Source organism: Pseudobutyrivibrio sp. (genome assembly GCF_017471675.1).
GTDB lineage: Bacteria > Bacillota > Clostridia > Lachnospirales > Lachnospiraceae > Pseudobutyrivibrio.
This window is the reverse complement of sequence record NZ_JAFUSK010000021.1, coordinates 22,288-35,785: the sequence shown is the minus strand read 5'-3', so window position 1 is coordinate 35,785 and position 13,498 is coordinate 22,288. Positions and strand designations below refer to the sequence as shown.

The 13,498-nt window shown below is 38.9% G+C and carries 14 protein-coding genes; all 14 read left to right on the top strand.

The window, feature by feature from the left end:
• The first annotated feature begins 20 nt into the window (after nucleotides 1-20).
• Entirely contained in the window at nucleotides 21-2,240 is a 2,220-nt protein-coding gene (locus tag IJ535_RS03150) for a hypothetical protein (protein ID WP_294298740.1), read from the top strand.
• 526 nt (nucleotides 2,241-2,766) lie between these two features.
• Entirely contained in the window at nucleotides 2,767-3,249 is a 483-nt protein-coding gene (gene msrA / locus IJ535_RS03145) for a peptide-methionine (S)-S-oxide reductase MsrA (protein WP_294298738.1), read from the top strand.
• Entirely contained in the window at nucleotides 3,249-3,986 is a 738-nt protein-coding gene (locus tag IJ535_RS03140) for a nucleoside/nucleotide kinase family protein (protein WP_294298736.1), read from the top strand. Before msrA ends, IJ535_RS03140 begins: the two co-directional genes overlap by 1 nt.
• Before the next feature lie 155 nt (nucleotides 3,987-4,141).
• The gene (locus tag IJ535_RS03135; protein ID WP_294289336.1) at nucleotides 4,142-4,507 is read left to right on the top strand and encodes a GntR family transcriptional regulator; all 366 of its coding nucleotides are present in this window, start codon (nucleotides 4,142-4,144) and stop codon (nucleotides 4,505-4,507) included.
• 28 nt (nucleotides 4,508-4,535) lie between these two features.
• The gene (locus tag IJ535_RS03130; RefSeq protein ID WP_294298733.1) at nucleotides 4,536-5,414 is read left to right on the top strand and encodes an ABC transporter ATP-binding protein; all 879 of its coding nucleotides are present in this window, start codon (nucleotides 4,536-4,538) and stop codon (nucleotides 5,412-5,414) included.
• Between the two features lies 1 nt (nucleotide 5,415).
• Nucleotides 5,416-6,063, top strand: coding sequence for a hypothetical protein (locus IJ535_RS03125; protein WP_294298731.1), 648 nt, complete (start codon nucleotides 5,416-5,418; stop codon nucleotides 6,061-6,063).
• 9 nt (nucleotides 6,064-6,072) lie between these two features.
• The gene (locus IJ535_RS03120) at nucleotides 6,073-6,747 is read left to right on the top strand and encodes a hypothetical protein (RefSeq protein WP_294298728.1); all 675 of its coding nucleotides are present in this window, start codon (nucleotides 6,073-6,075) and stop codon (nucleotides 6,745-6,747) included.
• A gap of 90 nt (nucleotides 6,748-6,837) precedes the next feature.
• On the top strand, nucleotides 6,838-7,215 hold the full coding sequence (locus IJ535_RS03115) for a PH domain-containing protein (protein ID WP_294289344.1): 378 nt from the start codon (nucleotides 6,838-6,840) through the stop codon (nucleotides 7,213-7,215).
• A 3-nt stretch (nucleotides 7,216-7,218) separates the two neighbouring features.
• Nucleotides 7,219-8,322, top strand: a complete 1,104-nt coding sequence (locus tag IJ535_RS03110; protein WP_294298725.1) for an acyltransferase family protein — start codon at nucleotides 7,219-7,221, stop codon at nucleotides 8,320-8,322.
• Between the two features lie 220 nt (nucleotides 8,323-8,542).
• Nucleotides 8,543-9,790 (top strand): MBOAT family O-acyltransferase, encoded by a 1,248-nt coding sequence (locus IJ535_RS03105; RefSeq protein ID WP_294298723.1) that lies wholly within the window; start codon nucleotides 8,543-8,545, stop codon nucleotides 9,788-9,790.
• A gap of 14 nt (nucleotides 9,791-9,804) precedes the next feature.
• Entirely contained in the window at nucleotides 9,805-11,076 is a 1,272-nt protein-coding gene (locus tag IJ535_RS03100) for an alginate O-acetyltransferase AlgX-related protein (RefSeq protein WP_294298720.1), read from the top strand.
• A gap of 37 nt (nucleotides 11,077-11,113) precedes the next feature.
• Nucleotides 11,114-12,175, top strand: a complete 1,062-nt coding sequence (locus IJ535_RS03095; protein WP_294298718.1) for an SGNH/GDSL hydrolase family protein — start codon at nucleotides 11,114-11,116, stop codon at nucleotides 12,173-12,175.
• A 39-nt stretch (nucleotides 12,176-12,214) separates the two neighbouring features.
• Entirely contained in the window at nucleotides 12,215-12,964 is a 750-nt protein-coding gene (gene nadE, locus IJ535_RS03090; RefSeq protein ID WP_294298715.1) for an NAD(+) synthase, read from the top strand.
• 102 nt (nucleotides 12,965-13,066) lie between these two features.
• Complete coding sequence (locus IJ535_RS03085; protein ID WP_294298712.1) at nucleotides 13,067-13,498, top strand: hypothetical protein; 432 nt, start codon at nucleotides 13,067-13,069, stop codon at nucleotides 13,496-13,498.

Below are 13,498 nucleotides of genomic sequence, written 5' to 3'. Positions count from 1 at the left end.
AGTGAAAAGGGGTTGAGAGCATGAAAAATCATATTAGGATTGCTAGTACATTACTTGCTATCACAATGGCAAGCCAGATTTTTACACCGATTGGTGCACGTGCAGTAGAACTAAATCAGGTGGGAAACAATAACAGCCAGGCTTCAGCTGTAGTTACTAACGAGGTGAGCTCTATCAATATAGTAGGTATTGATGAGCCTAAGCCTGGAGAAGTCCTTCCAATGAGCGCAAGAGCTATTGCAGACAATGGCGCTACATGGAAGATACCAGTAGTTTGGGTAGATGCAGACGGTAATATCTGCAAGATTGCTTCAAACAATATTAAAGCATACCCTGTATTTGCATTATATATTCCAAAGGAATACAAGCTTAAGGTAAATGTAAAGGGTGGAATAAAAGTAAATCTTCCTGAGTATATAAATAATCTGTTTGGTGGAGAAGAGCTTTTATTTATAGATGACCCAGCTACAGGAATTAATTTTATTACTGGAATAAATGGAGCTGGAAAAAATCTTACTGCTGAGCGTGTTGCAAATGTAGATTCTTTTATTAGACAGACAGCTCAGGCAGCAAGAAACGAAGAGCTTAATGCCCAGTCTGATGCACAGACTCAAGCACAGGTGCAGCCATCAGAATCTAAAAAAGATACGTCAGATAATAATCAGCCTAAAGAAGAACCAGGCGTTGACTTAGTGGCTATGCATTGTGATAAAAAGGCTGTTGAAACTATGGGCTACGACAAGCTTGCAGCTCTTACTGAGCTTGTAAGATATACGGTTCAGCCACAGGCGGTTAATCTGTTGGTTGAGAGCTTTCCAGCATTTACTCAGGCTGTGGCGGATAATGCCTTAGGAAAAGAGACAGGACTTTATATTTACTACAATGATGCTTTAATGCTAACTTATAACGAAAATACTCAGGCGTTTTCTGACATAAAATATGAAAATATGAAAAATGCGTTAGCTTATGTGAGTGCAGTTCATTATCCGGATAGTTATGAGACAGTGATTGATGAAAAAACTGGTAAAGAACAAGAAAGGGCCATTTATAAGGGCAATATAAAATATGTTGTGGCTGTAAATGCATCTTCGGTTGAGGACTCTTTTTATCAGGATGATGGTCTGTGGAAGCTAAAGACTGATAAGAGTATAGAATTAGGCAGCACAATTGTGCATGAGATGATGCATGGATTTATGTTTGATTATACTAGACCAGGAATGACTGGCTACGTATATTACGATAAAGAAAAGGAAGTAGATAGCTATTACGCAGATGAAGTGAGTTATCCAAATTGGTTTGAGGAAGGAATTGCAACTTGTGTAGAAAATGCATATCAGTATTGGGGTGCAAATTTTAAGGAATATTATGGATATTATGCAGGGGATGAAAATGGAAATACAAAAGGCTATTCTCTAGATGATCTGGTAGCAAACTACCAAAATAGTAAATATAAAATGCAACTTAAATATTGTAAAGATGAAAAAGATAACACTCTTAGTGCATATTGTTCAGGTTATCTTGCTTGTTTGTATCTTGCAGAGCTTGTTACCGAAAACCCAGAATATCGCGCTAAATATGGCATTGAGGGCCACGCAAGGTATGATGAGATTGGAGATGATGGAAAAAGCTACTATGTAATGAATAACGAAATATATAAAACCGGTCTTGATATTATTCTTAGAGAAATGCATGGATATTTAGATGAAGAGGATGAGACTCAATGGATTTGTAGTAATTTAAGCCAGATTATTACAAAGGTTTCTCCAAAAGATGAAAACGGGGAAAGCATATATAAATCCGCTGACGACTTTACAGACAAATTCATTACAGGGGATGAAGCTTCTGCAAAGTTCTGTGTTGCTACGTTAGATTATTTAGAGCATTTTTTTGATGAAAATGGTACTGTTAGTGGTTCAGTGTTACGCCCATTTGATTCAACAGACGGTGCTTTATTAAATGGTGAATCAGTAGATGGGAAAGCATACGTAATAAGAGATAATACATCAGGGGCACCAGTGGATTATGTTACCTCAACAGTAGACCCTTATATGGCATATCTACCTTATGGAAAAGATGCCCCTGTTAAGAAAGAGGATACTGAATCAGAGCAGGAACAGGAAGAATCTACTGGAGCGGGTCCGGAACAGGAAGAATCTACAGAACCAGAACAAGAGCAGGAAGAAACTATAACACAAACAGAAACACCAGAGGAAGAGGTGGAGGAAGACCCAGCCGCATAAAACAATTACCGCTACCATGGATGAATTGTCCAGGTAGCGGTTTTTTATGCAAAAAACTATAGATTCTTGAAAAACATCAGTTTTTCGGGAATCGTAAATACCATCAAAATAGATTTATCTATTTTGATGTCCTGCAAAGCAGGATTCTTGCTGATAATTTCCTTGTTCTGTCAGCAAGAAGTCATACTTTCTGAGCATGGTAAAATGCTGCTTTCAGGAAAAATGAGTATATTATAGAGCAAAAAATAAAAAGTCAAACTTTTATACTGATAGTAGCACCACAGATGTATGAAGGTGTGGCATAGAAAAGTATGACTTTGATAAAATTCACTCAGGAGATACTCAAACGGTGTATTAGGTTACCTCAGCGAGTATATTTTTGCAAAAATGCGCAAAAGTCATACTCAAAAAGAAAATATTGGTCTATGTCCGGTTCTTGTTTTTCTGATGAAAAACAAAAACCTATATTGATATTTGCGGGTAAAAAGATATACTTGTGTAAAGGTTTGTAACGGAGGATAAGAACATGAAAGCATATTTTGCAGGTGGATGTTTTTGGTGTGTGACACCAATTTACAAGATATACGGAGTGGACAAGGTGGTATGCGGCTACTCAGGTGGTGACGAGGTAAATCCTACTTATGAGCAAGTGAAAAGCCAGACCACAGGCCACAGGGAGACAATTGCGCTAGAGTACGATGAAAGCAATGTAACCTACGACAAGCTACTAGATATATATCTTGCAAATGTAGATCCATTTGATAAGGATGGTCAGTTTATTGATAAGGGATTCTCTTACACGCTTGCTATTTATTATCAGAATGAGAAAGAGCTTGCCCTGGCAAAAAGCAAGATTGAGGAACTGGAGAAAGCCTCAGGAAAGAAGGCATACATAGCCTTAGAGCCATTCAAATCCTTCTACGAAGCGGAAGAAGAGCATCAGGATTACTACCTGAAGAACCCGGAGACCTTCGAGAAGGAAATGGTGGAATCGGGGAGAAGAAAGTAATGGAATATAATGCATGTATAAATGGGTACGACATACAGGCTCATTACAGTGAGAAAAATATTGAAAAAATCTTTATCCCACTCTTGCATCGATTAACAAAAATGCAGGAGGAAAAAGGCCGCAGAATTTTAGTCATGTTAGCGGCGCCACCGGGAGCAGGTAAAAGTACATTGCTTGATTTCCTAGAGCATTTATCAAAGACTACAGATGGTATTAAAGCTATACAGACAATTGGCATGGATGGCTTTCATCATTATCAGGATTATCTGCTTAGCCATGACACAGTGAGAGATGGTAGGACTATTAAGCTGGTAGAAATAAAGGGTGCCCCAATCACATTTGATTTAGAGGCTTTGGAAGAAAGAATAAGGCTAGTGGCTAGTGGTGATAACTGTGGCTGGCCTACATACGATAGGAATCTGCATAATCCTGTGGAGAACGCTATTCAGGTAACATCAGACATTGTGCTGCTTGAGGGCAACTATTTGCTATTAGATGAGGATGGATGGCGCAGCTTATCAGATTATGCCGACTACACCATCTTTATATCAGCTAATGAAGACATGCTGCGCAGTAGGCTTGTGGAGAGAAAGGCAAAAAATACTCCTATAGAACAGGCAAAAGAGTTCGTAGAAAAATCAGATATGAGAAATGCAATAGAGGTTTTGCATAGTTCGAAGAAGGCCGATTTAAATCTACGGGTTAATAGTGATAGTGAATATGAAGTAATGAGCTAGGGATAGGGGTAAAAAAACACAAGTGAACAGTGTTGGAAATGCAACGTACAAATAGTATGTTGCATTTTTTTATCTAATTATGTTGACAGAAAACATAATTGGTGTTATGGTTAATTACACAAGTAATTAACCAATGAACTACGGGAGGTGAGTATGTGTTAGAGAATTTAGGGGAAGATAAATCTATCTACTTGCAGATTAGCGAAATGATAGAGGACGAAATATTAAGGGATATCTTAAGAGAGGAAGAGCAGGTGCCTAGCACCACGGAACTGTCAAAGTTTTATAAGATTAACCCAGCCACAGCGGCTAAGGGAATTAATCTACTGGTGGATAAGGACATATTATACAAGAAGAGAGGTATCGGTATGTTTGTGCAGGCAGGTGCAAAGGAAAAGATTATGGAAGCAAGAAAGAAGAGCTTCAAGGAGACTTATCTAAAAAAGCTTATTACCGAGGCTAAGCTTATCGGTATTACCAAGAATGATTTAAAGCGATTAATAGATGAGATAACAGATTAAACATCCCTATGGGAGATTAGGAGGATATATGAGTACATTATCTGGAAAAAATATTGTAAAGAAATATGGTAAAGATACAGTTCTAAAGAATGTAGACGTGGAAATTGAGGCTGGAAAGATTTACGGATTGATTGGAAGAAATGGTGCAGGCAAGACAACACTTCTTTCTATCCTGACAGCTCAAAACCCAGCTACAGAGGGAACTGTTACATTAGATGGCAAGCCAGTGTGGGAGAACGAGGAAGCACTGTCACACATTTGCTACTCAAGAGAGATTTCTCAGGTGACCATGTTTGGCCCTAACACACTTAAGGTAAAGGATTATCTTGGAACGGCTAAGGCCTTCTATGCAAACTGGGATGAGGAGTATGCTAAGGAGCTTATCAAGCTATTTAATATTAATCCTAAGAAGCGTATCAACAAGCTTTCAAAGGGTATGCTTTCAGCAGTGACAATCATCGTTGCCATGGCAAGCAAGGCAGACATCACCATATTAGATGAGCCAGTTGCAGGCCTTGATGTGGTTGCCAGAGAGCAGTTCTACAAGCTTGTTATTGATGAGTATGCAGCCACAGGCAGAACCTTCGTAATCAGTACACACATCATTGAAGAGGCAGCATCATTATTTGAAAAGGTTATAATCATTGATGACGGTCAGATTATGATTGAGGAAAACACTGAGGAGCTTCTTGCAAGAGCATATCGTGTCAGCGGAGAAGAGACAAATGTTGATGCAGCAGTTAGGAATTTCAAGACATATCATCCTGAATCCATTGGAAGAAACAAGGTGGTAACAGTACTTGCAGATGAGCCAGTAGATGGATTTGATGGGGATGTGCAGGTTGAGCCAGTGCCACTTCAGAATCTTTTCTATGCCATGTGTGTAGATGGCAGGAAGGAGGCTTAGTATGAGTAGTCTTGCAAAACGTTCAGCAAAGTATTATTTCAAGGAAGGGCTAAAAGTAGTAGGGTTAGTTCTGGGACTTGAGTGCTTGCTTGTAATTGAATGGTTTATCCTTGGGGCAGATGAGGAACACTTCGTGGATTATCTGTTTCGAATGATTATGAGTGTAGATTGCATTATCGTGGTTATGATTAATATGATGTATTCCTTCTATGGTCCTAATTGGTACGATAGTTTGGCTCTGTCGATGGGAGCCAGAAGAAAAGATATTTTCATAGGAGAATTAATAAAGCAGGCTACTTTAGTGGTAGGTAATTTAGCGGTATATATAATCCTAATAGCTATTTTTAATAAATATGAGTATTTATTATTAATGATACTCTCAAGTATAGTTAGCTTTGCCCTGGGTCCTGTGGGATTAGTTATTGGTCATAAGGTTCATAACCATGGAAAGGTGATTGTATTTATCATTGCGATGATTGCTGGTTGCGGTGGTGGATTTATTGGATTCTTTTCAGCCACGGGCGTATCAATTGGGATTGAATCAATTGGTGCTTATGTGATTATTGCTGTACTTATAATTGCAGTCATAATCTTTGCTCTCTTCGAGTTTTGGGCATATAAGCTAAACCAAAAGAGCATGGTTAGATAGGGGGATGTCATGGGTAGAAATAATATAAAAGCTATTTGGCAGCTTAAAAAGAATGGAGAAATCTGGAATCTATTCATAATAGTCCTTGCGATTGTAATAGGAATAACACTTCAATTGATTTTTAAAAAAGTAGGCATTGAGGATGAGGCGAGCTTTGGGGATATACTGGTTGCGGGGATAGCATACGGCTATATGATAATTAATTTGTTTATAAAAGTTTTCGTGTTGGCAGATGAAGTTCCTAGAGGTCTGAGCTTTGGAATGACACGAAAAGTATTGTTTTTGTATAGCAGGTTAGCGGATCTTGCGGAGATATTATTTATTGCAGTAATCGCAATGCTAATACCGACGTCGCTTACTCCAAATACAATTTTAAAAATTGCAATTGCAGTATATTGCCTATTCAATTGGATTGAAGCTACAGCAGGCAATGGAATGCTTAAGTTCGGTAAAGTAGTGTACTGGATTTATTATATCGTATTTTTAGTAATAATGATTGGCGGACCAAACTTCATCGAATCGGTATCTGGTGCAGCAGATGGCAGAGCATTAATAATCGATATGTTTATCAATCCATTCTACAATCAACTGTATGTATGGCTTGGCATACTTGCCTTTACACTGGCAGGCCTATTTGTAAACTGGCTTACATTTAGAAAGATACCAGTTAATTTTAGTCTTTAATTTTACAGGAACCAGGGAGATTTATCCCTGGTTTCTTTTATTCTAGGAATTGGTTATAATAAACGTATCTATATAATTTAGGAGGATACTATGGCAAACATTTTATGGCATGATAGAAAAAGATATTTTGGTCTTCCAATCAGCTTTACTAAATATAGCATGAGCGAGGATAGACTTTTTGTTGAGACAGGCTTGCTTAATCTTTCACAGGATGAGGTTAGGCTTTATAGAATCTTAGATTTGCAGCTTAAAAGAAGCCTTGGTCAGAGAATTTTTGGAGTGGGCTCAATTATTGTAAGTTCATCTGACAAGAGCCTTGGAACATTTGAGATTAAGAATATTAAGAATTCCGCTAATGTTAAGGAAATGCTTTCTGTTCAGGTTGAGCAGCAGCGTGAGGCTAAGAGAGTATACACAAGAGAAAACATGGTGGATGACGTAGATGATGTCCATGAAGGAGAATTTTAATTCATGAGTAAACAGGCAAAAAACGGACGGGTGGAGTTTTTACGTTTTATTTTTGCATTGGGGATTTTGTTCTTTCATATTCATAAGCGCTTTGCAGTAGATGGTAATATTAGCATCGGAATTAAAGGAATATATTTCTTTAATCACGGGTATATCGGTGTAGAGTTTTTCTTTTTGGTATCAGGCTATTTGCTTGCAGCAAGTGCTTATGCTAAGAGCAATATGCCTTGCCAGTATATCGGCACCGAGACAGCTAAGATGATGTGGAAAAAGATAAAGAATGTTTTCCCTTATCATCTGTTTGCAATTATCCTTACAGTCATTGTTAACGGGTATTTCTTGCACAACACAGCTAAGGGCAGGATTGCCTATGCTATTGATTCCTGGGCATCCCTTTTCTTTGTTCAGATTTTTGGATTTGATAGCTCCTGGGTAAATAAGCTTACATGGTATTTGGATGTATGGCTTGTAGTTACATTTATCTTCTGGTATTTCTTAAGAAAGCATTATGATGTTTTTGTAAAGATAGTATGTCCACTTATAGCACTTTTTGTTCTAGGATATATGTCCCATGAATATCATAGCCTAGCTGGAATCGATGGCTGGACAGGTCATTTCTACAAATGCTTCCTCAGAGGACTTGGAGAGATGGCACTGGGCTGTAGCGCATACAGCTTTACAAGACAGCTGAATAAGATTAATTTCACTATGGCAGGCAAGAGAATTTTGGCTGTGCTGGAGTTGGCTTGTTATTTGCTGGTTCTTAGATATGCAGTAACAGGAGTTGATCCAAAGTACAGCTTTGTAACATTGTTTATCATGTGCGTTGGATTGATTCTTACATTTTCAGATGTCAATCCTTGTCATAGGATTTTCGATAAGCCTGTATTTGGCTGGTGCGGCAAGATGAGTCTGCTCATTTACCTGAATCAGTTCTACAGTATCAGATTAATACAATCGCTACTGCCGGCTGCAAGCTTCCCTGTAAAGGTGGTGCTTTGCACACTCACTACATTTGTAGGAGCTTTAGTATGCGACAAGGTAGTTGCATTTTTCATTAAAACAAAACCTTTCACTAAGCTGATGATTGAAGGAGAGGGAGAATAATTTGGTTTTCAGCTCATTATTATTTTGCACAATTTTCCTGCCTATTTGCCTGCTTGCCTATTATGGCATTCCTAGGCTAATAGGCGGTGGGATTGACAGAAGAATACTAATATCTAATTACATATTGCTTGGATTTTCCTTATTGTTTTATGCATTTGGAGGGGCTAAGTATCTAATCCTGATTTCTCTGGTGATTTTTATTAACTGGGGGGCAGGATTTTTGTGCTCTAAGAAGAGGCATGATGATGAAGTTAGGCGTGTGGGGCTTATCTTTGCTATCGTGGCAGACTTAGGGCTACTTTTCTTTTTCAAGTATTTCAACCTATTTATAGCTACAATTGAAAATCTGTTTTTTGCACATGGTTTGAAGCTTGCTGAAAGAATGAATGGAATTTTCACAGGAAATGGTACAGGAGCCCTTGGCATTGGAAATATTGTACTGCCTGTTGGAATTTCATTTTTTACATTTCAGGCACTTTCCTACGTTATAGATGTTTACAAGGATGAGGTAGATATTCAGCCTAATGTATTGTATTTTGCTCTTTATATATCCTGCTTTCCACAGCTTATAGCAGGACCGATTGTCCATTACAAGGATATTTCCACTCAGCTTACAGACAGGGCAGCAGGTAGCTACCAGTTTGCGGAAGGAATTAAGCGCTTTTGCTTTGGCCTTGGTAAAAAGGTAATTATCGCAAATACGTTAGCACAGGTGGCAGATAACGTTTGGGATGGGAATATAGCAAGAATAGATGCGACAGTGGCATGGCTTGGAAGCATTTGCTATACATTCCAGATTTACTACGATTTCAGCGGATACTCAGACATGGCAATAGGCCTGGGAAAGATGTTCGGGTTCGATTTTAAGGAAAACTTCAATCATCCATACAGGGCAGAATCTATACAGGATTTTTGGCGAAGATGGCATATATCACTATCCACCTGGTTTAGGGATTATGTGTACATCCCACTTGGTGGAAGCAGATGCAGTCTTAAAAAGACCTGTATCAATATCTTTATAGTATTTATTCTTACAGGAATATGGCACGGGGCCAACTGGACTTTCCTAGTGTGGGGGCTTGTGTATGGCATTTTTATGATAGTTGAAAGAGTGTGGCTTGGTGCAATATTAAAGAAATGTCCTATTAAGTTTTTCAACCGCCTGCTTACATTTATTGTGGTGAATTTTCTTTGGGTAGTGTTTAGAGCAGACAATATAATGGATGCCGGGATTTTCATATCAAGGATGTTTGCAGGGGGAATCAGGATACTAAACCTGCTTACTTATCTGTCAGGAATGAGTGTATTAGCACTTATCTTTGCAGTAATCTTTGGTGGGTTTGTACAAGCTCATTTAAGTGTTAAGGCAGTGAAGGGAAATATGGCAGTAGCCTTGGGAATCCTGCTTGTCAGTCTTTTGTTTTTAGTGAATGGAACTTATAATCCATTTATTTATTATCAGTTTTAAACAGGGTATGTGATATGAATTTTACAAGATTTAAAAACAGAATTTTCATATTGATATTCATGGCAATCCTGGTGTTTCCCTGGATAGCTGGCGGCACAGTGCGCATTTTTAGTAAGAACACTTACGAAAAGCTTTCGGTGGTGGAAACTGAAAAGCGCAAGCTAGCCAAGATAGAATGGACCAATCTGCTTAACACAGGTGAGAGCATATCTAACTATGTGGATGACAGAATCCCATTTAGATATACTTTTATATCCTGGTACAATAAGCTGGATGGTGCCATCGAAGCTAAATATCAGCTGGTTGAATCAGCAATAGGTGCAAAGCTGTATAAGCCAGAAGAAAAACCTGCTACGCCTAAAAAGGAGGTGGCAGAAGTAAAAGAGGAAGTGGTGGAAGAGCCAGTAGAAGAGGTTTCACCTTACGAGCAATTCTTTCCTCTAAATGTTAATAATGATGTAATTATTGCTAGGGATGGCTGGCTGTTTTTGTATGGTGAAAACGAGATAGAATGTTACCAGGGCTCCAATGTTTTATCCCAGGAGGAAATGCAGGCCTGGGTAGATAAAATAAATAATCTGCAATCAATATGTGATGCAAAGGGTAAGGAGCTGTACATATACATTGCGCCAAACAAATCCTCGGTATATTACAAGTACATGCCTACGGTGGATATTGTCAACTCATGGCGCAGGATTCAGCAACTATATGAATACGTAAATACGAATTGCGCCACACCTTTCATTTATCCACTGGAAGAAGAGCTGGTTGCTACAGGTCGATATCAGGTGTACTACAAATACGACAGCCATTGGAATCACACAGGTGCACTGTTTGGTGTTAATGCATTGTATGAAAAAATGGGGGTACCATACCAGGATCCAAGTGTGTACATAGTAGGCCCTACCATGGCAGAGCGCTACGATTTGTATAGCTATATGGGAGTGCCGGATTCTGCCATCACTTATGATGATGCGGAAATGCTTATTGATTATAAACCGGATATTGTGGTGGATGGTCTTAACATACAGGCTAAAATCAACAGGACTACATCTAATGGTCAAATTGATAAAAAGCTGTGCTTCTTAGGAGATAGCTACAGGGAAGCTATGATGCCTTATATAGCGAAAGATTTTACACATTGCAGCTTTATCCATAGGGATTATATGAATAGTGCGAAGGATGATATTAAGAATGCGGATATCATAGTGATAGAGGCAGTGGAAAGATTTGATTACGAGGCACTTTCTAGTGTACAAAAAGTAATCAACACACTTTCAGAATAGATGAAGTTATTATTAAAAGATAGATTGGAGAAAAACATTGAAAAAGAAAATAGTAATTGGTCTTTGGATTTCATTAGTGGCGCTAATAATTGCATTTGGATTTATTGTGGTAGAGCAGAACAAAAAAGAAGCAGCAAGGCTGGCAGAAGAGGCAAAGATAGAGGCCAGGCAAGAGCATCTACGTGTGGAACAGGAAGAGGAAGAAGAAGCTAAGGAAAAAGAACTGGCTGAGGAAGGTAAAGCTGAGGAGTATACATTTACCGAAATGGAAACAACATTCTATGCTGTTTCAAAAGCTATAGTCAGGGAAAATCCTTACGATGCAGCTGAGGTAATCGGAACACTTTCCACTGATCAGATAGTATCAGTGGTGGCACAGTGTAATGAAACAGATTATTACAAGATGAAGATAAACGGTGACTATGGATACATTTCTCCGGATGATGTTTCTGAGGAATATATAGATATACCAATGCCTGGCATTTCTGGAGTACCATCTGCTACAAAGGACATATTGTTTATAGGAAATTCCATTACATTATATCCAGCTACAGCCGATTGGTGGGGCTCAGGCTGGGGCTGTGGAGCAACAGCACCAGAGAATGACTATGTGCATCAGACAGTAGCTGCCAAGGGATATTCATCTTACGATTATATGTCTCTTCGCTCTTGGGAATTCTCTAATACAAGAAATTATGAATTGGACGATCTGGACAAATACATCAGCAAGTATCAATATGGAACTATTGTTATCGAGCTGGGAGAAAATGTTAAAGGACATGAGAATCATTTCAAGGAAGATTTGACAGATATGATTAAGTACATAAGGGGATATAACCCAAATGCACGTATCGTAATGCTTGATAATTTTTGGAAATATGATAGCATAATCAAAACAAAAAAAGCTGTAGCATCAGAAATGGGATGCACCTATGTTAGTCTTGCAGATATTCAGGGAGTGTCTGATTATATGCTTAATGAAGGAGACCAGTATACGGCTCCTGACGGTACCGTATATACGATAGGCTCATTCCTGGCAGGACATCCTAATGATGCAGGCTTTGCGGCAATTGCACAGCGCTTAATAGCAGCGCTATAGTATATTAACAACGTCGATGGAGAGAAAGAAGGAATAAAAATGAGAGAGTTTAATGTAGAAAAACAGACAAAGCAGTTAATCGAATACACTAGGGAATGGTTCAATAAATTTGGAACAGATACAAGGGCAGTAATTGGAATATCAGGTGGCAAGGATTCATCTGTTACAGCAGCAGTGCTTAAGGAAGCTATCGGAGCAGAACGTATCAGAGCCATCATCATGCCAAATGGTGAAATGAGCGATTTGGATGACGCTAAGCTTTTGGTAGAGCACCTTGGTCTTACATCAGAGATTATCCCTATCACAGATTATTACAATGCAGCTATTGCTACTTTTGAAAAGGCAAACACATTTGAGGTTACTCCGGATTTACGAATCAATCTTGCACCACGCCTTCGCATGTCTACACTTTATGCGGTAGCTCAGGGACAGGGAGTAACATCCTTTGTAGTAAATACCTGCAATGCTTCCGAGGATTATGTAGGTTACTCTACCAAGTACGGCGATGCAGCAGGCGATGTATCGCTGCTTCAGGATTTCACTGTAACAGAAGTGCTTCAGATTGGCGAATACCTAGGCCTTCCAGAAAAGCTTGTTCACAAGACTCCATCTGACGGTCTATCTGGAATGTCTGACGAGGATAAGCTAGGCTTCACATACGCACAGCTTGACGAATACATCTCCGGCAACAAGGAAGGCATCCCAGCTGACATCATCGCATCTATCGAACGCAAACACGTGGCTAACCTCCACAAGCTTCAGCTTATGCCAGCCTACAAGCGCAGCTAGGATAGTGTGAAATTAATCCGCCGACAAATACACTTACTCCCGTCTGAAAAAGTTAAGTGCATATAGCGCTATTTAAAAGAAATAGATTCAAAGGAGAACACTATGGGATATAATGTAGAAAAATTGTTTGAAGATGCTAGAAATCTTAGTAAGGTCAACAATAAAAAGGCATACCAGAGTAACATGGAGATGTTTAACAGCAATCGCTATGCCTATTTAAAGGATTTGGTAGATGCAGGGGATGATAATCTACAGACTCAGGCACAAAGCTTTTGTGAGGAAGTTACTTCTGCATTCAAAAAGTTTGGTAAGGTTCGCGGTGGGGATTTGATGAACCTTAACTATTATATGATTTTTTATGTATTTCCAGCTATTCAACAGAATGAAGAAAATGAAAAGGCAATTCGTATATGCGATACATTGCGGGATGCCTGGAATCAGCATTTTAAAAGCAATATCAGCTATGCTGATTATGAAACATTATTAGACGGCTTCCAGACAAAGATCTTTGGAGTGCCAGTAGGAAAGAACTAA

Excerpts from the sequence above, each read along its gene's own strand:
- IJ535_RS03150 (WP_294298740.1), top strand. The coding sequence starts at position 21 with ATGAAAAATCATATTAGGATTGCTAGTACATTACTTGCTATCACAATG.
- msrA (WP_294298738.1), top strand. The coding sequence starts at position 2,767 with ATGAAAGCATATTTTGCAGGTGGATGTTTTTGGTGTGTGACACCAATT.
- IJ535_RS03140 (WP_294298736.1), top strand. The coding sequence starts at position 3,249 with ATGGAATATAATGCATGTATAAATGGGTACGACATACAGGCTCATTAC.
- IJ535_RS03130 (WP_294298733.1), top strand. The coding sequence starts at position 4,536 with ATGAGTACATTATCTGGAAAAAATATTGTAAAGAAATATGGTAAAGAT.
- IJ535_RS03125 (WP_294298731.1), top strand. The coding sequence starts at position 5,416 with ATGAGTAGTCTTGCAAAACGTTCAGCAAAGTATTATTTCAAGGAAGGG.
- IJ535_RS03120 (WP_294298728.1), top strand. The coding sequence starts at position 6,073 with ATGGGTAGAAATAATATAAAAGCTATTTGGCAGCTTAAAAAGAATGGA.
- IJ535_RS03115 (WP_294289344.1), top strand. The coding sequence starts at position 6,838 with ATGGCAAACATTTTATGGCATGATAGAAAAAGATATTTTGGTCTTCCA.
- IJ535_RS03110 (WP_294298725.1), top strand. The coding sequence starts at position 7,219 with ATGAGTAAACAGGCAAAAAACGGACGGGTGGAGTTTTTACGTTTTATT.
- IJ535_RS03100 (WP_294298720.1), top strand. The coding sequence starts at position 9,805 with ATGAATTTTACAAGATTTAAAAACAGAATTTTCATATTGATATTCATG.
- nadE (WP_294298715.1), top strand. The coding sequence starts at position 12,215 with ATGAGAGAGTTTAATGTAGAAAAACAGACAAAGCAGTTAATCGAATAC.
- IJ535_RS03085 (WP_294298712.1), top strand. The coding sequence starts at position 13,067 with ATGGGATATAATGTAGAAAAATTGTTTGAAGATGCTAGAAATCTTAGT.